General features: G+C 43.2%; 17 protein-coding genes. 5 read left to right on the forward strand and 12 right to left on the reverse strand.

The features are described 5' to 3' along the window. Window positions 1–133: 133 nt before the first annotated feature. From DXC51_RS23715 to DXC51_RS30855, 7 genes are all read right to left on the reverse strand, one after another. Complete coding sequence (locus tag DXC51_RS23715) at window positions 134–1,969, reverse strand: glycoside hydrolase 5 family protein (protein ID WP_117545527.1); 1,836 nt, start codon at window positions 1,967–1,969, stop codon at window positions 134–136. Window positions 1,970–2,231: 262 nt separating this feature from the next. Next, the gene (locus DXC51_RS23720; RefSeq protein ID WP_117545528.1) at window positions 2,232–3,503 is read right to left on the reverse strand and encodes a glycoside hydrolase family 140 protein; all 1,272 of its coding nucleotides are present in this window, start codon (window positions 3,501–3,503) and stop codon (window positions 2,232–2,234) included. Between the two features lie 65 nt (window positions 3,504–3,568). Beyond that, window positions 3,569–4,426, reverse strand: a complete 858-nt coding sequence (locus tag DXC51_RS23725; RefSeq protein WP_117545529.1) for an SDR family oxidoreductase — start codon at window positions 4,424–4,426, stop codon at window positions 3,569–3,571. Continuing rightward, window positions 4,419–4,856: a MarR family winged helix-turn-helix transcriptional regulator gene (locus DXC51_RS23730; RefSeq protein ID WP_102289441.1), complete on the reverse strand. Its 438-nt coding sequence runs from the start codon at window positions 4,854–4,856 to the stop codon at window positions 4,419–4,421. The genes DXC51_RS23725 and DXC51_RS23730 overlap by 8 nt, the downstream gene beginning before the upstream one ends. A gap of 265 nt (window positions 4,857–5,121) precedes the next feature. Continuing rightward, window positions 5,122–7,035 carry a sensor domain-containing diguanylate cyclase gene (locus tag DXC51_RS23735; protein ID WP_117545530.1) on the reverse strand — a complete coding sequence of 638 codons (1,914 nt, stop codon included), beginning with the start codon at window positions 7,033–7,035 and terminating at the stop codon, window positions 5,122–5,124. A 27-nt stretch (window positions 7,036–7,062) separates the two neighbouring features. Continuing rightward, the gene (locus DXC51_RS23740) at window positions 7,063–7,509 is read right to left on the reverse strand and encodes a MarR family winged helix-turn-helix transcriptional regulator (protein WP_025489155.1); all 447 of its coding nucleotides are present in this window, start codon (window positions 7,507–7,509) and stop codon (window positions 7,063–7,065) included. A gap of 268 nt (window positions 7,510–7,777) precedes the next feature. Further along, complete coding sequence (locus tag DXC51_RS30855) at window positions 7,778–7,954, reverse strand: hypothetical protein (RefSeq protein WP_320912530.1); 177 nt, start codon at window positions 7,952–7,954, stop codon at window positions 7,778–7,780. Between the two features lie 157 nt (window positions 7,955–8,111). On the opposite strand from DXC51_RS30855, the gene DXC51_RS23745 reads away from it, so the two are divergent. Next, a complete protein-coding gene (locus DXC51_RS23745) occupies window positions 8,112–9,443 on the forward strand; it encodes an FUSC family protein (RefSeq protein ID WP_330413873.1) in 1,332 nt (443 codons plus the stop codon). Between the two features lie 198 nt (window positions 9,444–9,641). Here DXC51_RS23745 and DXC51_RS23750 read toward each other — a convergent pair whose 3' ends face one another. Beyond that, window positions 9,642–11,291 (reverse strand): sensor histidine kinase, encoded by a 1,650-nt coding sequence (locus DXC51_RS23750; RefSeq protein ID WP_181970179.1) that lies wholly within the window; start codon window positions 11,289–11,291, stop codon window positions 9,642–9,644. 128 nt (window positions 11,292–11,419) lie between these two features. Then, entirely contained in the window at window positions 11,420–12,988 is a 1,569-nt protein-coding gene (locus tag DXC51_RS23755) for a response regulator transcription factor (RefSeq protein WP_117545533.1), read from the reverse strand. Window positions 12,989–13,198: 210 nt separating this feature from the next. Here DXC51_RS23755 and DXC51_RS23760 point away from each other — a divergent pair, with 210 nt between their 5' ends. From DXC51_RS23760 to DXC51_RS23775, 4 genes are read left to right on the forward strand one after another with little or no spacing between them, the layout of a single operon-like run. Continuing rightward, window positions 13,199–14,146 (forward strand): ABC transporter permease, encoded by a 948-nt coding sequence (locus DXC51_RS23760; RefSeq protein ID WP_243003261.1) that lies wholly within the window; start codon window positions 13,199–13,201, stop codon window positions 14,144–14,146. Beyond that, window positions 14,146–15,048, forward strand: a complete 903-nt coding sequence (locus DXC51_RS23765) for a carbohydrate ABC transporter permease (protein ID WP_117545535.1) — start codon at window positions 14,146–14,148, stop codon at window positions 15,046–15,048. Before DXC51_RS23760 ends, DXC51_RS23765 begins: the two co-directional genes overlap by 1 nt. 49 nt (window positions 15,049–15,097) lie before the next feature. Next, a complete protein-coding gene (locus DXC51_RS23770; protein ID WP_117545536.1) occupies window positions 15,098–16,702 on the forward strand; it encodes a type 2 periplasmic-binding domain-containing protein in 1,605 nt (534 codons plus the stop codon). A gap of 17 nt (window positions 16,703–16,719) precedes the next feature. After that, window positions 16,720–17,574 carry an alpha/beta hydrolase gene (locus DXC51_RS23775; protein ID WP_117545537.1) on the forward strand — a complete coding sequence of 285 codons (855 nt, stop codon included), beginning with the start codon at window positions 16,720–16,722 and terminating at the stop codon, window positions 17,572–17,574. A 300-nt stretch (window positions 17,575–17,874) separates the two neighbouring features. Here the strand turns inward: DXC51_RS23775 and DXC51_RS23780 are convergent, their stop codons facing one another. Genes DXC51_RS23780 through DXC51_RS23790 form a run of 3 tightly spaced genes read right to left on the reverse strand, consistent with a single transcriptional unit; the run spans window position 17,875 to window position 21,077 of the window. Further along, entirely contained in the window at window positions 17,875–18,627 is a 753-nt protein-coding gene (locus tag DXC51_RS23780; protein WP_117545538.1) for an alpha/beta hydrolase family protein, read from the reverse strand. A gap of 1 nt (window position 18,628) precedes the next feature. After that, window positions 18,629–20,011, reverse strand: coding sequence for an MATE family efflux transporter (locus DXC51_RS23785; protein ID WP_117545539.1), 1,383 nt, complete (start codon window positions 20,009–20,011; stop codon window positions 18,629–18,631). Between the two features lie 34 nt (window positions 20,012–20,045). Then, window positions 20,046–21,077 (reverse strand): alpha/beta hydrolase, encoded by a 1,032-nt coding sequence (locus DXC51_RS23790; protein ID WP_117545540.1) that lies wholly within the window; start codon window positions 21,075–21,077, stop codon window positions 20,046–20,048. Window positions 21,078–21,204: the final 127 nt, after the last annotated feature.

Raw genomic sequence — 21,204 nt, forward strand, 5'->3', positions numbered from 1 at the left:
TACCCCGCACAAGCTGCGGGGTATTTGACCCTCGCGGCAATCGCCAAGTGGATGCACAAGTGCATCCGTTTGGCTCGTTGCCCGCGGAAATAACAGAGGCTGAATACGGCCGGATAAAACTTCCCGCACCGCGTTAAAAACGGATGATTGCGGCGCCGAAAGGCTCTATTTGCTCCACATTTCCGAAAAGGCAGCTTATTGTCTTTTCGGAACCCGGGCAAAGGATTCCCGCATCCTGTATTTCTGCCGAATAATTCACCAACACTGCATAGGTGTTATCCGTTCCCTGATGCAGGGTCATACCAACATAGGGATTTGTTTTCCTGATTTTCCTTTTTCCAAGAACCGCTTCCGCCGCTTTCTCATAAAAATGATAACAGGGAGCTTCCAGGCCGTTTTCCTCTTCTAAAAGCATCTCTTCCATCGGGAAATTCAAAAAATATACTTTGCCTGCCCCATAAGAAGCCACGCTGAATATGGGATTGCCCTCGTCATCCTCTGCCAAAACCTCCGCCCGCTCTGCTGCAAGCCTGATATGATACGGTTTCCGGTAAGCAAAGCTGGACTCCTCCCACCAGAAGGTTCCCTGTCTGGAGGACTTTTCAGCGGTTATCACCTTCAATCCGGTAAATTCCCTGAACTCTGTGAGAAAACCGTCCTTCATGGAAATGTACAGTGAAGCGCCGTCATAAACTTTCTTTTTTAAATCAAAATAGCTTTTTTTACTCATCACATCCATACAGATGGAAGGGAGAAAATACATCCCGGCCTCCGGCAGCTCCTGCTCACAGTATGCAAAATCCAGTGTCAGCCCCGCCTGTACTGCCAGGATATAGCTCATATAGGCAATCCCCCAGTGAGCCTGTCCCCTGCTTAAAATGCAGACGCCATCCGTTTGCTTTTCCGGAAGCTCAAGCTCCAGGGAATCCATCTGCTTTTTAAATTCCCTCATGCACAGCAGGGATGGCTTGGGCTGCCTGTTTACGTCCACCATACCCAATTCTCTTTCACACATGTTCCAGTCGTAGGGCGGCGCTGTCAGCTGCGTCTGATCAAAGGCACACCACCACAGCACACCCGGCGAACCATTGGCCCAGTTGGACCATAAATTCACCTTCAGGAAATCTGCCGCAGTTTCTTCCTCACAAATCATAGGCCCCATACTCCCCAGTTCTTCCACCAGACAGGGCTTCCTGCCGACAGAAGCATAATATTGCGTCTGTGCGGTTGCATGCATCAAGGTTCTGAAGCTGTTTAACGGCGTACGCTGACAATGCTCCACCCAAAACGGATAAGGGTGGGTGGTGAGAATATCCGTCAGCTCCCCCTGATCCTGAATATTCCAGACACCTTCCAGTTCCAGCGAGTGCATGCCGGAAATAACAGGCCTGGTCTGATCACAGCTCTTAATCGCATTTACGATGACAGACGACCAGCTATATGCCTCCTCACGCTTATGCGCCTGATCCATACAGTTGCATTCATTTCCAAGATCCCACGCACAGACTGCCTTCTGTCCCTTCATCCGTCCTACAAAGCCTTTGATAAAAAGCTGCTGGAAAAACAGCGCAGTGGGATCTGTAAAAATATTTTTTTCATATAAAGCCGCCGGAACAAACAATCTTCCGCTCATCCACCCGGTAATCAGTCCAACAATCAGCTTCAGTCCGTTTTTATCAGCAATCCGGCAAAACCGTTCAAACCGTTCCAGCATCACCTCATCCAGATAACAGGGATTCCCTGGATACTGATCATTTTCCATCCGATACTCCCGCATACTGTGGCCGCCGCCCAGCACAGGCTTCACAGGCTGAAAATCCCTCCAGTTGGGAAATACGCGCAAAACATCCAGCCCATTATCCGCAAGCAGCTTCAGATCCTTTTCCACGATATCTTCGTTCCAATCCCGCCACATATCAGTACCAGCATGGGAGGCCCAATAATTAACGCCTAGCATAAACTCCTTCATAGCAATCTCCTTTTAACTTCATTTTCCGTTCAGTCTTATCATAAAACATCAGGATTGAAGGCAAAAGTATAAAATCAGTACAATCCATAAATCACAGTTTTTATACTGCCTTTACAGAATATAAATCAATTCATTCCCTCCTGTCGGATTTTATCCGATTAAGATATCAATATACATCCGGCCGCAGAATCCATGACGGAGCATATCGGCTTCAGCCAGGCCTGCCTGTCCCTTAAAATCAAAACGGAACTGAGCTTTATGCTCAGTTCCTGCTAAACACGTATAAAACATCACTGTTAAAATCATGTACGGATATGATTGTTTTCCCATCCCTCTCATAATATACCGGAACTCCGACATTATGGTCCTCCAAAATAATCATCCTGCCATGCCACTTACTGACATTCTTTTTCAAAATAACCTCGCTGTTATAGGGAAGATAAACAGCCAGCTTATCCTCCGCCTTACAGCAATAGCAGCCCGGAATGGGATTTTCCAGCAGTTCCTGCGCCGGTTGTATATCATATAACTTTGCATCTTCGAAGATAGCCTTTGCAAAGGAAAAATCCCATGCGCCGGGAAATCGGAGCGCCGTTCCGAAATCATAGGGAATGCCGGAAAAAGAGGCATTATTGAAAAAATTCTCTCTTCTGTGGCAGGACCAGATCCCATGAGCGCCATAAGTAATTCCTGCTTTTGCGCCAGTCATCAGGCTGCTCCACGCCATCCTCCGCACATCCTCCGCCCTGAATCGCCCTTCCCGAAATCCGTCTTTATGCCCTTCATAGGAAGGCTCGGTATTGACTATCGGACGTTTCACCAGCTGCTTCAAAAACTGGGCAGAAAATTTTTCCGGATTATCCTGATCTAAAAAGCTGTGGCCGGACTGGTAGGAATAAAATTTAAGGGCGGGATTATAAATCAGACTGTCATCCGGCTGCTCCCCGGGTGCAATATGCAGAGTCGTCAGCGCCCCATTATCCAGCTCATTGACAATTTTTAACACCTTCATGCAGTAATCGGTGACAGCCTGGTTTTCAAAACGCACATCTCCCGATATCGCATAAACAGGATGATATTTTTTCACCCGTTCCACTGCGTAGCTGTATATCGGATAAAGCTGTGCTTCAGGTATCACCCGCTCCTCATGCCCCTTTGACGCCCAGCTGTCGGGAATATGGTGCGCCCAAACCAGGTGAAGTGCAACTGTAATCCCATATTCCGCTGCAACAGCTATCATCTTTTCCACTTTATTAAAATAAGCATCATTCCGCACATAATAATCAGGAGTTCCATCTTCATTTTTCATAAACGGCAACAATTCATTCTCATCCGCACTGTTGTCATGATCCAGAGGGAAAAGGCTTACCTGGACAACATTAAAGCCCTGTACCTTCCTGTAATGCAGGTAATCCCTCCATTCACTTTCACTCAGTTTGGAGAATGCCATCCAAATCGTGTCGGCCAGATAAAAGAAGGGCTTTCCGTCCTTAATAAAATAATCTTTACTTTCTGAGACTGTAATTTCAGACATAAATAATCCCCCATATCTTTTATTATGTTTAAAGCTTTTCTCTGTCTCCGGGTCTGTTTACCATTTTACCATACATCCCGGTTCGCTCTTACAAAATCCCGGAAACTTCCCGGCTTTTTCCCCATCACCTTTTCAAAATCCTCCGACACCGTCCTGGCAGTCCCCATCCGGGTCATCAGATAAAGCATGCACATAACCATTGCATAGTCTTTTTCCAGTCCCCGTACTTTTGTCCAATAGCTGAAGGCTGCACGCACAGATATACCTGTATAGGCAATTTCTTTTTTCAGTTCCCTGCTCATGATTTCCGCAGCTTCTTTGTACGACAATGCCTCAGGGCCGGTGAGATCATAGGCCTTATTCCTATGGCCAGCCGGTTCAACCAATATCCTTGCCGACATTTCACCGATGTCCTTCGCATCTACAAAGCTCGTAAGCGCTTTTCCTGCAGGTATGACAATCCTGTTGAAATGCTTTATTTCAAAGGCATGGATTCCGCTCAGGTTCTGCATAAAAAAACTGGGCCTGACGAAACACCATGGGATTCCTGATTCCCGCAGCATTTTCTCTATTTTATGGTGAGGCGGCGCGGGATTTTTCTCAATGCCGATCAATGACAGGAATACCACCAGCTTTATGTTATTCTGCTTCTTCATTACCTCAATAAACGGGCGGAAATCCTCCGGGTTTCCCATCTGCGGAGGACGCATTATAAAAACGCGATCCACATCCTGCAGCGCGTTTTCAAAGGTCTCCGGCTTTCCAAAATCAAATCTGCAGTATTCCGCACCGCTGCCAAACAAGGCTCTGGCCTTCTCTTCATGCATACCGGCCGCTTTTACGCTCTGATCCTGCTCCAGCAGGTATTCCGTCACATATTTTCCTACATTGCCTGTTGCTCCTGTAACTAATATTTTACTCATTGTTCCCCTTTCTCTCAAGCTGCAATACAGCATTTGCCTTTTCCAGCAGCCGCATCAGCTCACTAAATTCCTGTTTGCCCATACCATTTTCAAGAAGCGTCATCGTATGTACATATTCACTGCGCGTTGCTTCTACAAGTGACACCGCCTTTGCTTCCGGGATCAATATATATTTCCTTTTGTCCTGTTCTATTGCCTCTTTGCGGATATATCCACCAAGCGTCAGGGATTTTACCATAGAAGCAACCATCGGTTTGCTGACTCCAAAAAAATCGGCTGCCGCTTTCGGTGTAATCTTCTCTTTGCTTGTCACAAGCAGAATCAGAAGCCCCATCTCGCTGGATCTCACCGGCAATTCTTTTTTCCCATTCAGGTTCAGCCTGCAGAACAGGGAAACCGTTTCTGCCGCATCTATTTTCGTTCCTGCCATTTTTATCCCCCTGCTTACCGCAGGACAGCCTGCGGTATTGAATCAATTTTTTGTTCCTTTGAAAGGGGCATTCAAACATGCTTCCTTCTGTCTGCCCAAATAAGCATATCCCCGGCGCAAAAGCGCATGGAAAATTGAGTCTGCCACCGCCAGTCCTGGGGCTGCGCAATTCCACGGGTATACGGGGAAAAATAATTAAGCAGATTAACTATTATGTTAGTTAATCTGCTTAACTTTGTCAATCGCTATTTTCCACTCCAGTCACTTATTTATCACCAAAAAGCGCAAACCCATCTTTCCCTTTTTCCTTCGCATGGTACAGCGCCTTATCAGAGTTCTGGTAAAGGACATCGAATATCTTCCCGTCTTCCGGCGCAAATGCGACTCCTATGCTGGCTGAAGTCTTCCATCTGGCTGACTGATCGGAAAATTCATGATGCAGCTCCTGAATAAGGCTCCGTGCCTTGTCTGTCGCCCATTCCCTTGACGGAACAGTTATAAATGCCACGAATTCATCTCCGCCAATACGCCCCACAATGTCCCCGCTGCGGAACTGCCTTCTTAAAATATTAGCAAATCCTGAAATTACCAGGTCGCCGAATGCATGACCGCAGTTATCATTTACCTGTTTAAAATTATCAATATCTATGATAAAAAAGGCATATATCCTGTCAGGCGCTTCCTCTAATGCGTGCTGTATATGATATTGCGTGGCCGCCTTATTATACAGTCCCGTAAGAGAATCCAGTTCCATTTTTTCCATCAGCTGTTTTGCATACTTTTTCTCCTCATCCACATTCTGCCTGTAGACAAACATCCGGACAGATTTATCCTCATCCCAGTAAAAAATCCGTGCCGTAATGCGCATCCAGTAATAAGACTGGCCTCCATCATTGGATATCATAAAATCATAGCACAGGCTTTCCTTTCCTTCCTCGTATGCTTTTAATATATTTTTCGGGCTGAAGGTATTAATATAGCCTTTTCTGTATTCCTCCTTAATCTGCTTTTCAGCAATAATATACAGCGCCTTATCAAAAGGCGTATCCTCCGGAACGCCAAGGCTTTTGAAATATTGTTCCGTAGCTTCGCTTGCCACACGGTTATGAGTAAGATCCACTTCATAAATATTTTCATATATTTTCTCTGTTTCCAGCTGGAATACACCGCTGTGCTTCTTCTCCTTCTCTATCGCCAGCCTGACAACTTCATTATTGTACCTGTGTATTATTTTGTTAATAGTATATAGAACAAGAATGATTACCAGGATAACAATGAAGGCGCCTATACAGATTTCCTGCTGAATCTCTTTTTGTTCCACAGTCGTGTCCCGCTCCACAATCAGGTGCCAGCTCAGCGCCGGAATATACTGTGTCACCAGATAGCCCTTCTTTCCTCCGCCGGAATACCAGAAGGTATGGATTTCCTCCTTTCCCTCAAGCACCTGCTCTTTCAGCTGCGCATAGCCGATGTCCGAAAACAATTCTGTCTTTTCATATCCTGTTTGGGATGTGGAAATCTCAATCGTCCCGTCATCATCCACAAGAAATGCCTTTATGTGATACCGTTCTTCGTAGTCCCTGAAAATGGACTGGATGTAATTGACGCGGAAGCCCACGCCTACCACACCCATAACTTTTCCCTGTTCATCCCTGATTTTACAGTTGATAAAGACTGTGATGTCATTATCCGCCGTAGCGACCTCATCATTGTCTATATTAAGGTAATACTCCTGATTTGAATCCAGCCGGCTGAAATACCATTCATTTTCCGGATTGTCCGGGAAAAGGACCCTGTCAACACCATTAAAATTATAATACCGGTTTGTTTCGGCTGATACCAGAAAGGCAGAGTCATAACCATATTTATCTTTATATGTGCGAAGATAGTTCTGCAGGATTGCAATATACTCCTTCTCGTCCTTCCGCTCAGCTTCTTCCGACAAAAACTGTTTCAGAAGGCTGTCATTTGCCATGGTAAGCGAAATACTGACAGGCTTTGTAAAAATGGATTCAATCTTATGATAAATTCCCTCGGCAGTCAAATTGGATACATTTTCCGTTTCCTGCTTAAATAACCCCTGATTGGAGTGATAGCTAATCAGCGAGGTGACTGCAAAACCCAGAATAATTACGGTACATACAAACAAATTGGTTTTTACCAGCGCAATTTTTTTCACTGTTTCTTTCACCTTCCCGTACCCTTTCTACTTCAGCTCGGGCAATATTTGTTTCAGCGTCAATATAGCATCGTTAAGGCTTAGAAGCTCTTCCTCCGTAAGCTTTTCTTCCAGCATCCGGATAAATGCCGTATTCTTAAGGTAATACTCATCAAGATAGTCAACCGCTTTCGCAGTCAGGCGAATCGATATCCTTCTCCGGTCATCTTCCACATGTGCCCGTTCTACAAACTGGTATTGATACAGATTATCAACCAGTTTCGTCACCTGCTGCTTCGGAACCTTCAAATGCTGCGCCAGTTCTGTCATCGTAACCACTCCCAGAGACTTTAAGGTTTCCAGGCAATAATAGGTTTCCAGGCTCATTTCTCCATTCAGGCTGTCTTTAAACGGCCGGACCAGTTTGGAATTCCAAACCGGCATGACCAAAAGCAGATTCTGTACAAATTTTTCCGCAGTTTTTTCTGTTTCCATTCCCTCTACTCCGTTTCCATTCTCTTCGCTCCATGTTGACAAAAGAATTCCGTAGTGATATTCTAAGAAATTAGTAAACAAAATATGACTTTTTTAGAAATGTTACAATTTTTCTCTATTCTACTTTTAAAAAGACGAAAAGTCAATCACACTTCCATAAATAAACCCATTATAAAGGAGATGCTGTAATTATGAAACTGTCAGGAATCTCAGAAAGAATTCGAAGCAATTTCCGCCACAGTACTTTGAGTTTCATTTTTATTATTGCCTATGTAAATATTTTCCCCCTGATATTCGGGCCTGAAAACTCTATAGTAGCTGTCATTTTCACTATTATGATGTCCGCATCAATGGTACGTGACCTTACGGCCACTCCGGTAAAGCATCTGTTCCTCCAGTCAGCAGTATTGGTATGGATGGGTATCGCTGCCTTTCTGGTCACCACCCTCCCCGCCTTATTTTCCTTTCTTATTAATTTTTTTACGCTGCTGTTGATTCTATATGCTTTTACTTATGAATATTCCAATCACATATATTTTCCTTATATTCTGTCATACCTGTTCCTCATCTTTATTTCGCCTGTACACGCCGGGCAGCTTCCCATGAGAATACTCGGAATGCTCGCTGGCGCCGTATCAATTATGCTCTATCAATGGGTTATGGGAAGAAAACGTGTGCAGGAAACTGCCAGGGATGTCTTAACAGAAATGATTGATGATATTTGTCAGTATATATCACAGCGGACAGCCGGAAATCCGCAGAAGGCGGATCTTTCCGCCATGCGGCACAAATTATGCCGTTTAAGCCGGACAGTCTATGAGCGGAGGAAAAAAACCTTATGTGTTTCCGATGCCGGTTTTTCCATGATAGACGCAGGACGCGGATTAGAGCATCTGATGATCCTGATACAGGAGTTTCCTGAAACATTATCCGGACAGGATAAAATATTTCTTTCAGAAATTGTCAGGCTGCTGAACCAGATGCGTATTTTTCTTCAGCAGGAAGGCCATGTTCTCCCTTCTCTGGAGACTTCTTTGTTTTATGAATTAAAAGATGATAAGACTGCCCGGCTTCTTTATAACAGCTTTGTTTATATCCGGGACCGCCTTCTTCATATGACTGAGCCCCAGAGCCGGACACACTACAGAAAAACAGCCCTTTCACTTAAAGTACGGCTCCAGGCAGCGCTGGATTTAAGCCCGGTGAGGGCAGTCTATGCGCTGCGGATCGCACTGCTTTTATCCTGCGCCACATTATTGGTGCAGCTTCTTGCACTTCCGCATGGAAAATGGCTTTTGTTTACTCTGGCATCCGTATCACTTCCCTACGCGGATGATGTTCCCGTGAAAATGAAAAAAAGATTCCTTGCTACAGTGATTGGAGGACTGCTATCAGTCGTTATTTACACATTTATCCCTTCCTCCGCAGGACGCACTGCAGTTATGATGTTATCCGGTTATCTTTCTTTTTATTTTACGGATTATACGGAAACCTTTGCTTGCTCTACTATCGGCGCGCTGGGCGGCGCGGTGTTTATGAGCGCTTTTGATTTTCAGGCGGTTGGAAATATTTTTCTTATCCGTATCGGATATATAGTGGCGGGGATTGCCGCTGCATATGTAATCAACTGCCTGCTCTTTCCTTATACGCGTGCCATGGCAACCAGGCAGCTGATGAAAAAGTATAAGGGCATAACAGAATTGCTGACAAAAGTATGCCATTCTGAGCATGTGGATACCCAGTTATACTATAATCTTGTAATCCAGGCCCATCTGCAGGAAGAAAAGCTTACCTCCAATGCCCATTTGGAAGAATGGGGTGAGCTCCCGGCTTTGCTCGCCGAATACAGGGCGAAGGTACGTCAGGCACACCGCGGCCGGATTCCTGAGAGGGCAGATGCCCCTGTCTTTGAATCCGGGCATCTTGCTACATGATGTCATGTATTAATTATTTGGTTTTTGTGGTGTGATGCAGGGTACCGGGCATCTGCCTGCCTTGTCCTGTCTTTCACCCTTTCCTCTCAGACTGGCGACAGCACATTCATAGCAGCCTCGCCATCGGTATGAATGCTTTTTCGTCTTTTCCATAATTGCCTAAACCCGAAAATGTAGTAGTTACCATTCTACATAATCCTACATATCCCCGTTTTGAAAAGCATGCAGACGGACGGTTACACTAGTGCCTTCCAGAAGCCTGCTTTCGTAGGAAAGGCCATAGTCCTCTCCACAGTATAGCTGTATCCGTTCATGGATATTTCGAATTCCATAGCCATGCGTATATGAGCTTTCATTCGAAGAAAGAATATGTTCCAACTGCTCCTGGGGAATGCCTGCACCATTATCCTTTATCAAAAGTGTAATATCCTCTCCCTCCCGCCAACCATACAATTCTATGAAACAGTCATTTTTATCTTCTTTCACAATAAAACCATGCTGAATAGAATTTTCTACAAGAGGCTGCAGTGTGATTTTGGGAATTTTATATTCCAGAAGTTCGTCCGGCATTTCTACAATCAACTGAATATCTGTTTCAAAGCGATAATTCTGCAACTGCACATAATCGGTAACATGCCTTATTTCTTCCGATATTGTTACGAATTCCCGTCCATTGTTCAGGCTGAGCTTATAAAAATCGGAGAGCTTAAATATAATATCACTGATCACAGGAGCATCCGCATCAATGGCTTTCCATTTAATTAAATCCAAAGTGTTATATAAAAAATGAGGATTAATCTGTTCCTGTATCAGGCTCAATTCAAGTCTTCTTTTCTCCTGTTCATCACGAATTTTGTTATAAAAAAGCGTTTGAAATTTTTGTAGTATACTGTTGTAATAACAGATTAAATAATCCAGTTCATCGTGTTCTTTATCCGTATATTCGATTTGGGTAAATTCTTCATGGAGCAGATTATTCATATTCTCCTCCAACAAGTAGATTTTGCGAAGCATCTGATTTGTATATTGCTTCTCAAAATAACGATAGCTCAAAACCAGAATCAGAAACATAAGTAACCATATAAATAGAATACTGAGCAATATAGACCAGAGGTAGGAAGACGAAATTGCCATTATCATAATCCAATCGGTACCCTTAACGGGTCGGGCAAAGGAGAGGTACAAACCGTTTTTTGATGAAAGCTTTCCCCAGTTTTCCTGCTCCAATAGATTACCTATCTGTGACAAAGTGTCCTTATTTATTTTCATCAGCGGAATAGTTTCATCGGAGGATTTTGTAACAAGTACTGTATCATGGAGCACAGAATATAAAATCAACTGTCTGTTTCCATTAGGAAGAACGGACATCAAGTCTCCGATTTCATCCATGCTGATACTAACCTTCTGGTACGCAACCGGGGTTCTGTTATCACCGATTTTTCGTAAAAAGGGGACAACAGTGGTGACATGATTCAGATATGGAGAACGCTGCTGTTCCGGCGGAAGCCATATGTAGGAGGAATCATCGTTTCTGAAATTCTGGAAGCTGTCATATTTTTCAAGTTCATCCAATGAACGGAATAATATGTTATCACGATATAATGTTTTTTCATCAAGATAGATGGTTATAGGATAAAGAGAGAGAAGCTGGGACATTACGTTAATCTGCGCTTCCACCCCTCTTTTGGCATAATATTGCTCCGGTGCATAATCGGCTTTTGTCTGCATGGATTCAATGACATTTTTTGAATTCTGTATCATGTAAGAAGCATAGTAGCACTCGGAAACATAATTTTCTACAGAAGTCTGTATCTGTGTAAACTCAGAGGTTGCCATATCCTGTATCACAGTATAAACAATTTTTCCTACAAAAAAACAAATGAGTATTCCACTGAGGAGCAAACAAATTACACAGGCCGCAAGAAATTTCCTGAGAAGCTTAGTTCGTATAATACTTTTGTGATAATAATCTGTTTTCATGATTGCAGTCGCTTTCTGTATTCGGAAGGAGTTGTATCATAATGTTTACGAAAAACCTTTGACCAGTAATTTTCATCCGTGTATCCGGAGCGTGCAGCTATTTCGTTCAGAGAAAGATCTGTATTTCTTAGCAACTCCTCTGAATAAGAAAGTCTGCAGTTTTTCAGGTATTGACCTACGGTAATTCCTGTTCTTTTTTTGAAAATAATTGTCATATATTGAGGCGTCAGCCCGGCAGCATCCGCAATATCCTTAATGGAAAGCATACTGTTAGTGAGATTTGATCGGATGAACTTTACGACTTTGCTGACATTCTGATTGTCATGAAAAGCCTCTTCTTCCCGATTATAATATGCATATATGTTCTCCAATAAATAGGAATGGCAGTCATTGATTGTTTCAAAACTGTTAAATTTTATCCAGGAATAATTTGATGGATTTCCAATTTCCTGCATGGAAAAATTATTTTCCATTTTCTGAAGAAGGAATACATTCAACTCAAAATAAATATTTTTAATAATATCTGGAAGTGTATCTATCTGCATTTTCATATAGCAAAACAATTCTTCAGAAATAGCTATGGTCTGTTCTTGATCTTTTATTATAATTGACTGTCGAAAATCATTGATTCGTATCCTATCCATATTAAGTACTTTGGGTTCCAAAGAAGTAACTGTAACAAAATGGTGATATCCCAGGAAAAAAAACTGCTGTAGCTGGCATACGGCCTGCATATACACAGAAGGAATTTCCCGAAAGTTGTCCGCTTTAGGGCTAACCGAAATGAAGACATCATATCCGTTAATTCTGCCTTCAGTAAATTCTGACCGAAAGCGGCGGAATGCAGAATATACTTTAGTGAGAAACTCTTCTTTGGTAAAAGCAAACAGGTATATATAGGTCTGGTTGCTTCTTTTCGTATACAGATAACGGAGCTCTCGAAAAAATTTTTCTGTTTTGCGAACAATATCAAGTTGCCGCACTTCATTCGCTTCTGAAGGCGGTTTAAGAAGCATACAGATAAAACTGTCATCCGGAAATATCCATGACTTTTCCCGGTTCAACTTTTCCATGACAGCTTCGTCCCAGACACCTTTTATCAGGTTTGAAATAACACGAGTATTAATGTGTATATGGTGCAGTCCCATAAGATCCTGTACCAGTGCTTCTTCTTTTTTCTTTTTATCTTCTGACAAAATTTTTTTAGTAACTTTGAGAATGGTTTCCTCCATTTTTTCTAAATTAATCGGTTTTTCAATATAGTCCTCAACTTTTAGTTTTATTGCATTTCGGTAATACTCCAAGTCGGAATAGGCGCTGATAAAAATAATGTGGCTATTCTTATTTTTTTCACGAATCAGCCACGCCAGTTGAATACCGTCCATTCGAGGCAGGCGTATATCTGAAATAATTAAATCAGGGTGATTTTCCTCCAGAAAGGCAATTGCCTTTTCCGCTGAATCAAGTGCGGTGATATTATCTATCCCTAGCTGTTTCCAATGGATATGCTTTATCAGACCATTACGTATGGATGCTTCATCATCAATTAAAAGCGCAGTTATCATTCCCCTATTCCCGCTTTCACCTTATATTTTTATTATGATTTATTATACCTACTACAAATAAAGTGTGCAAGAATACCAGAGAAACAGTTTCTTTTTTTCCTTGTTATACTTCTTTTTTTCCTCTTTTACACCTCATATTCCTTCTTTATAATTAAAATGTATCCGCAAGAAATAAACGCCAAGCAAAAAAGGTTCAGGAGGGAGAAAAAAGTGAGGCAACAAATCGGATTTTTTTTCACAAAAATAAAGAAGCAATGGCAACTGCAGGTAATAGCAGTGGCAGGAATGTTGGTACTATTTCTTTTTTCTTATATGCCGTTAATCGGAATTATTATGGCTTTTAAAAATTATTCCATCAATATGGGGTTATCTGGTATATTCACCAGCGAATGGGTTGGCTTCAAATGGTTTAAAGAGTTGTTTACCTACTATCGATTTAAGGATATTGTCTGGAATACACTTGCACTAAGTCTGCTAAAGCTTCTTTTCACCTTCCCGGCACCGATTCTTTTAGCGATTCTATTAAATGAAGTTAGAAATAAAAAGTTTAAAAGTATCGTGCAAACAGTCAGTTACCTGCCAAATTTTATTTCATGGGTATTGCTTTATACAATAGCAAATGCATTTTTAAACACAAATACGGGAATATTGAATCAGGCACTTGTAAGCCTTGGACTTGTAAAAGAACCGATTCCTTTTCTCACAGCGCCTGGCTGTTTCAGAGGTGTCGCGGTTTTTATGGCCGTCTGGAAGAATTCTGGATATTGGGCAATCATATTTCTGGCATCTATTACTTCGATCGATCCGCAACTATATGAGGCAGCAGATATTGATGGAGCCGGAAGGTTATCTAAAATCTGGTATATTACACTACCTGGAATCAAATCAGCGGCCGTCACTGTACTAATTCTCTCAATTGGAAGTCTGCTTGGAGGAGGAATGGGTGGTTCTAATTTTGAGCAGGCCTATATATTTGGAAATACCTTTAATAATTCCACTTCGGAGATTTTACAGACATATGCATTTAATACCGGTTTATCCAACGGGCGTTTTGCCTATGCAACAGCTGTTGATCTTCTACAATCTTTTATTTCTGTTTTACTAATCCTGCTAAGTAACTGGGGAGCGAAAAAGATTACAGGGGAGGGGATTTTCTGATGACTGCTAAAAAGAAAGAAGTTATAGGACGTAAATACAGATACACAAAGGAAAATGTTATTTTTGATGCTGTGATATGGCTGATGCTAATAGTAATTCTCCTGATAATAGCTTATCCGTTTTATTATATTATGATTGCTTCGTTTAATGACGGATATGATTTTATGAAAGGTGGCATTTATCTATTTCCAAGAAAATTTACGCTGCAGAACTACGTGAATCTGTTGGCACAGGAAAAATGGATCAATGCCTTTGAAATCTCCTTTCTTCGTACTATTTTGGGTACACTTATAACAGTATCGGCAACATGCCTGCTTTCCTATGCGCTGTCGAGAAAAGAATTAATACTTGGAAACATTTATAAATTTATGGTCATTTTTGCTATGTACGTTTCTGGCGGGCTGATACCATATTATGTTAATTTAAAGAATTTACATTTACTGAATACAGTATGGGTTTATATCATACCATCAATGCTGAATCTGTTTTTTATTCTGATAGGAATCAATTTTTTTGAATCCATTCCGGTATCCCTGATTGAATCAGCTCGACTAGATGGAGCATCAGAATTTACTGTATTTTTTAGAATTATCAGGCCTGTATCCACACCATTTATTGCTACTTTAGCCTTGTTTTCAGCGGTCAATCAGTGGAACGCCTGGCTGGATTCCGCCTATTATGTAAATCAAGAGGGTCTAAGGACCATTGCCTATCGGATGCTGTCTGAAATCAACCAGACACAGGGAACGGTAGTTACAGGAGGCTCTATTGTAAATACATCCACAGCCCTGACTACGCAGGCATCTGCAATGGTGGCATCCATGCTTCCGATAATATTGATATACCCTTTTTTACAGAAGTATTTTGTGCAGGGAATTATGATTGGTGCAGTGAAGGAATAGGCGGCCCCAAAACGCTTATGATATAAATTCAATTTTAAGGAGGAACGGTATGAAAAGAAAAAGTATGAAAAAGGTCTTGGCAGCAATTCTTGCAGCATCCATGCTGGTTATGGCAGGCTGCGGTTCTGGGACAGGGCAGACCGGTACTGCGGAGAAGGCGGAATCCGACACAACGGACACAGCAGCTTCTGATAGTACTGGCGGCTATTCAGAGGATGAAATTATAACGCTGAAGCTATTTTGCGATGAAGTCTGGTGGCCATATACAGATTGGAGCGGAAGAATTCCGGATATTGTTACCGAAAAATTCGGTATTAAATTCGAAGTTACGGTCCCTACGGATGTTAACCAATTGAATATGATGATTGCATCCGGAGATTTGGGAGATCTGGTGTGTTCCGGCAAATTTACTAGATTATGTGATAATAATATATGCTATACACTGGACGAGTTGGCAGAGAAATATCAAACGTCTCTTGATATTCATTCGGTTATGCGTTTTGTAAATACCGCTGATGACGGAAAGCTTTATACGCTTATGGCCGGTTATTCTCCCGATTCAGTTATGGAGGAATGGGAAAAATCGGTATATGAGCAGGCAGGCGTCGCAATCAGGACGGATATATATGAAGAACTTGGTTCGCCCGAACTGAAAAATTTGGATGATTTTACAAACCTTTTGCAGCAGGTAAAGGATAATTATCCGGATATAGTGCCATTTGCTTATAATTATAGTTTTACGAATGATTATATAAAGATTATGACCGGTGCTACGGTTAATGAAGACGGTTTTGTGGATGTTGACGGAAAGGCTGTTCCCTTCATTATGGACCCTAATCTTGCGGATTATTATAAAATTATGAATGATTGGTACCGGAAAGGATTTATGACAGATGAAAATTTCGCATGGACCGGAACTGAAGACGAAGAGCTTATGCTAAGCGGAAAATTATTTGCACACAGCTGTAATGCTAATACGGCTGATATGGATAATGCAAAATTGGAACAGGCTGGATTGGATTTCCGGTGTAAGACGATTATAGATATGACCACAACACAACCCGGAGCACATTGGATTAGCACGAATGTAGGTTGGAGAGGATTATTTATTCCAAAAAGCTGTTCTGATCCTGAAAGGGTTCTTGCCTTTGTAAAATGGATATGGTCCGAAGAGGGACAACGTCTTCTGCTTTGGGGCGAAGAGGGTAAAGACTGGGAGTGGTCCGAGGATAAAAGCTACCCTATTATGAATTATAATTTTGAAAGCCCTGATTCTGCAGCAGGTATGAAGTACTGGGGATGGATGTACCATGATGGTAAGAATAATGTATTACCTGGAGTCGGGAATGAAGGGGATACCTATAAAGCTCGCGTTGCACTGAAAGAAATATGCGAAGTGAATCCGGTACTGGGTATGCTGCGAATGGGCGCAGATAGCAATGAACAGGTTATCATGGATAATCTTAAAGATTTATATATGAACGAATCCACAAATATTATAACAGCGCCCAGCGAAGAAGAGTGCAGCAAAAGATACCAGAACATGCTGCAGACAGCCAGGGATATGGGTGCAGATCAGCTCACTGAATGGGCAAATCAAAAATACGTGGAGAAAAAGTCAGAGTATGATAAAATAAAAAATAACAAAGAATAAAGGAAGGTGAATTACCGATGAATCTTAATGAAGTCCCCCTTGCAAAGGTAGTGATTCCTCCGAATATCGATTATGAGAAGGAAAAAATAACATTCGTGGAAGGTGTGGAGTATGTACATCACGGACAAAAAGCATATCGGATGGACATTATGTATCCTGCCGGAACAGTTAATCTACTGCCCACAGTGATTTGGGTGCACGGAGGCGGTTGGTCAGATGAAAATCTGACCAGAAAATATCTACCTTCTATCGAAATTGCAGAACTGGTGAAGAAGGGGTATGTAGTTGCCAGTATTGACTATCGTTTAAGTCAGGAAGCGCGTTTCCCTGCACAAATTGAGGACTGCAAGACCGCAGTACGTTTTCTTCGGGCACATACGAAAATTTTCCATGTAGATCCGGTTAGAATTGCGGCTTGGGGAGAATCTGCAGGAGGCCATTTGGTTGAGCTGATGGCATTTACCACTGACGAAGAATTTACTGATTCCAATTATATCGGTATTTCCAGTTGTATCCAGGCAGTAATTCCGTGGTATGCCCCTACGGATCTCAGAGAAAAAGAAGGGGAGGAAAAGAGAATCTTTGACAAGTTGTTTGCTTACGAAGATGAAGCGGAACGCAGAAAGATCAGGGAAATGGCAAGCCCTATTGTATATGCGACCCGCAATAATCCTCCTACTCTGTTGATGCATGGAGATATAGATCGACTGGTCTCCTTCGATAACAGCAAAAGACTGTACGAAGCTATGAAAGAGGCTGGAAATGATGTGGAACTGGTGACGGTTCCGGGGCAGGGTCACGGTTTTTTTGAAGGGACTGATTATTATCACAAAATTTATGAATTCCTTGACAGAATATTAAAAACCGAGTAAAAAACAGGAAAATATAGGAAGCTGTCGGAAAATGACAGCCTCAACAAGGAGGGAATGAGCGATAACGGTCATACCCTCCTTGTTAATTTATCTTTAAAAGAATAATGGCTAATGATAACCCGCGTTTCCTCCGTCCATGTTATAACAAGGTAAGTCTTTTGATCTATGGAGCTATCCTTCCCCATCTATCACTTGTAAAATATAGTTTTATCGCACATATATTCATACTGAAACTACTCTCATCACATACATCTATAAATTACATAACCCATTAATTTTACCACCATATATCATTATACTTCACTCTCTTCCGATAAGATCATGAATAAAATACATCGTCATGGCCTCCATCCGCCGGTTCCCATTATCGGTAAATCCATGTATCTCCCCGGCAAACACCTCCAATTTTGCCTCCTCATATTCCTCCGCCGCCGATTCACTATAGGAAAGTGGTACAACCTCGTCCCGATCCCCATGCATAATCAAAACTGGCCGCTCAAACCGGCTGATGTATGTATGAAGGTCAAATCCCCTCAAAGTGCGGAAAAACTTATTCCCCAGTTCCATTCCCCAAAGCTCCAATTTGGAAGGAATATCATCTTCCCTTTTAAAACGACTATTCCAGTTATCCGCAATACAAAATGCAGGAAATAATAAAATCAGGCCTTTGACATCATCTTTTCTGTCCGCGGCAGCCATAGCGCTTATCAATCCTCCCTGGCTACCTCCAAACAAAAATATCTCTTCTTTTTTAACCTGATCCCATGTAAGAACCTCGTCCAAAACCGCGCACAGATCCTCTTCCTCTGTAAATAATGTCATTTCCGTTGTATGGAAGCCGCTTTCATCCCTCACGCTCCCGCCGCAAAAGGTATAGCAAACCGCGCCGATACCATTATTGGCAAAATACTCCGCCGAAATATCAAAGTCGGATTTATGCCCATTATATCCATGGCTCATAATAATAAGAGGATATTCCTTCGTATCTGGCTCATAAAAATATCCATGTACGTCTCTTCCATGATGTGCAATTGTCAGCTCTCTCTTTTTCATTTCATTTTTCCTCCACTTTCTTTATCGCTTTGATCCACTTCCCGCTGCGCAGTCTATAAACGCACCAGACACATTTTATAATCTGATCAATTTTCATGAAAAAATAAATCCAGAACGCAGGCAGCTTCCATACCAGGCCCGCCAGAATCCCCAGGGGCACGCTTGCCAGCCAGAGGAACAGGATATCGGCAAACATCAGGAATCTGGTATCCCCGCCGCCGCGGAGCACTCCTTTTGTGAGTATGGAGTTGGCGGAGGTGAAAATCAGGATAATAGCCACTGAATCCATAAGCTGCTGCGCAATCTGACGGGTTTCCTCCTGGATATGATACATGCCGATGACAGGCCCGCTGATGGCCAGGATTACCAGGCAGGCCGCCGCTCCCAGCAACGCGCCGAAAATCAGGAAGGTGTAGCCTTCCCGCTGCGCCTGCTCTCTTTTTCCTTCTCCCAGGGTATGCCCCGTGATGATACAGCCCGCCTGGCTGATCCCCTGCGTCAGCACCGTAGTCATCTGCTGGGTGACGGCAGTGATGGAATTGGCCGACACAAAGGCCGCGCCGATTCTTCCCATTATCATGGCAATCGCGCTGTTTCCCAGCGCCAGAAGGGAATCGCTTATCAATACCGGTATGCAGATTTTCAGATATTCCGGCACCAGCCCATGGCAGTCCATCAACAGATCCTTTACCCGATAGCCAATATTTTTATCCCGCAGGAAAAAATACACGGCGATTGCGGTAAACTCGATTATCCTTGCCAGGAGTGTTCCCAGCGCCGCCCCGGCTACCTCCATGCGCGGTGCCCCCAGGTTGCCGAAAATGAAAACCCAGTTAAAAAACAGGTTCGCCATAAAACTGACGCTGGAGCAGATGAGCGGTATTTTTGCCTGACCCACGCTTCTTAGCACAATCGTACAGGTAAGCGACAGCCCCAGCAAAAGATAGGTGGGCACGGACCAGTTAAAATAGCGGATTCCTTCCCTGATAATGTCCGGATCCGGTGTGTAAATCCGCATTAATGCCCCTGGCGCCAGAATCGTAGCCGCCATAAACAGCAGGCCGAATACAATGCACAATCGGAGCATGATGGTAATGGACTGTTTCAGCGATTGGGAATCCCGCATCCCCCAGAACCTGGCCACCATAACCGAAGCCCCCATGCCGATTCCCATACAGCATACGTGGTAGATGTTAATGAACTGGTTGGCCAGGGACGAGGCCGACAACGCCACCTCCCCCAACGCCCCCAGCATTACGGTATCCATCATATTGACCCCTATGGAGATCAGGCTCTGCAGGGCAATGGGAACAGCTATGATTCCCACCCTTTTATAAAATTCCGATGTTCCCAAATATAATTTCAGCTTGCTGTTTAATTGCATTCCTTCTATCCTTTCTCTGTCCTTTTACTTCGTTTTACTTTTGCCTCTGCCTTTGAAATACATCCTGCAGAAACACATCCGCCAGCTGCAGCCACAGCTGGAAATTAGGATACGTTTTCTCTCCCACTATAGTGATTCCGCCCTGCCCGTGGGGTACGCCGGCAAAAGTATGTACCTCCGTTTCCACGCCATGGGCCAGCAGATCCGGAAGAACCGCGTTCAGGTTATCCAGCGCCGAATCTTCCCTTCCCACAGCAAAAAAGACGGGAGGATACACCACATTTGTATAATCAAATGCAGCCCCCTTATAACGCGGACCATAAATACACAGAAAAGCGTCCGGCGCCCCATAGTATCTGTCCAGTTCATCTTCCATGTAATCCGGAAAATGATCCATCGTTCTCTGTGTTCCGGAATAATACCGGATACAGGCTTCCCCGGTCAGGCCGCCGTTGGAAAAGCCCGCAAAGGCCACCTGGTTTTCCCTGATTCCATAGCGCCCGGCAGATGCCCTGATCATGCGGATTGCCCTTGCAACATCCGCACCACATTCCTGCCCTGTCCAGGGACGCCTGTTAGTACGGTTCAGCAGAAGAAAACTGTGATACCCCATCTCATTGAAATCCAGGCAGGTCTGGTATCCTTCACTCAGGACACAATCTCCATGATCCCCGCCGGCACAAACTACAACAGCGCCCTTTGGCTCCTTGCCCTCCGGCAGCAGCATTTCATAGAGATACGGCCTGAAGTCCGGATTATGGTTATATCTGCAGTCTGAATTATCCTCGTATTCCGTCATAACCGGCATCCTGCCGTCCGGCCACAGATAAATCCTTTGCGGTGCATTTTCTTTTTTCTGAAGAGAATCCCTGAGCATGCAAAATTCCTGAAGCTGTGCCATACAGGTTTTATTGTCTGTTTCCGCTTCAAGCTGCCGTCCCAAACGCCACATCCGGACCAGCTCTTCCACCGGATAGCAGGGTGCATCTTCAAAAAAGGGAACCGCTTTCAGCCTTTCTTCCGCTATTGTTTTTTTCAACATATTGTTACTGTTTTTGTCTTCCATGTCCTATTTCTCCTTGTTTTGCGAAGCAAAATGCCATTTCTTTAGAAATTTGTCCTATAACGAGCAGAGAAATTTTTCTCCTTGTTTTGCGGAGAAAAATACAATTTCTTTAGAAATTTATCCTCTG

It is taken from the genome of Eisenbergiella massiliensis (genome assembly GCF_003435485.1).

Bases quoted from the DNA above. Each gene is read 5' to 3' on its own strand.
- DXC51_RS23715 (WP_117545527.1), bottom strand. From the start codon at position 1,969: ATGAAGGAGTTTATGCTAGGCGTTAATTATTGGGCCTCCCATGCTGGT.
- DXC51_RS23720 (WP_117545528.1), bottom strand. From the start codon at position 3,503: ATGTCTGAAATTACAGTCTCAGAAAGTAAAGATTATTTTATTAAGGAC.
- DXC51_RS23725 (WP_117545529.1), bottom strand. From the start codon at position 4,426: ATGAGTAAAATATTAGTTACAGGAGCAACAGGCAATGTAGGAAAATAT.
- DXC51_RS23730 (WP_102289441.1), bottom strand. From the start codon at position 4,856: ATGGCAGGAACGAAAATAGATGCGGCAGAAACGGTTTCCCTGTTCTGC.
- DXC51_RS23740 (WP_025489155.1), bottom strand. From the start codon at position 7,509: ATGGAAACAGAAAAAACTGCGGAAAAATTTGTACAGAATCTGCTTTTG.
- DXC51_RS23745 (WP_330413873.1), top strand. From the start codon at position 8,112: ATGAGAATACTCGGAATGCTCGCTGGCGCCGTATCAATTATGCTCTAT.
- DXC51_RS23755 (WP_117545533.1), bottom strand. From the start codon at position 12,988: ATGATAACTGCGCTTTTAATTGATGATGAAGCATCCATACGTAATGGT.
- DXC51_RS23765 (WP_117545535.1), top strand. From the start codon at position 14,146: ATGACTGCTAAAAAGAAAGAAGTTATAGGACGTAAATACAGATACACA.
- DXC51_RS23770 (WP_117545536.1), top strand. From the start codon at position 15,098: ATGAAAAGAAAAAGTATGAAAAAGGTCTTGGCAGCAATTCTTGCAGCA.
- DXC51_RS23775 (WP_117545537.1), top strand. From the start codon at position 16,720: ATGAATCTTAATGAAGTCCCCCTTGCAAAGGTAGTGATTCCTCCGAAT.
- DXC51_RS23780 (WP_117545538.1), bottom strand. From the start codon at position 18,627: ATGAAAAAGAGAGAGCTGACAATTGCACATCATGGAAGAGACGTACAT.
- DXC51_RS23785 (WP_117545539.1), bottom strand. From the start codon at position 20,011: ATGCAATTAAACAGCAAGCTGAAATTATATTTGGGAACATCGGAATTT.
- DXC51_RS23790 (WP_117545540.1), bottom strand. From the start codon at position 21,077: ATGGAAGACAAAAACAGTAACAATATGTTGAAAAAAACAATAGCGGAA.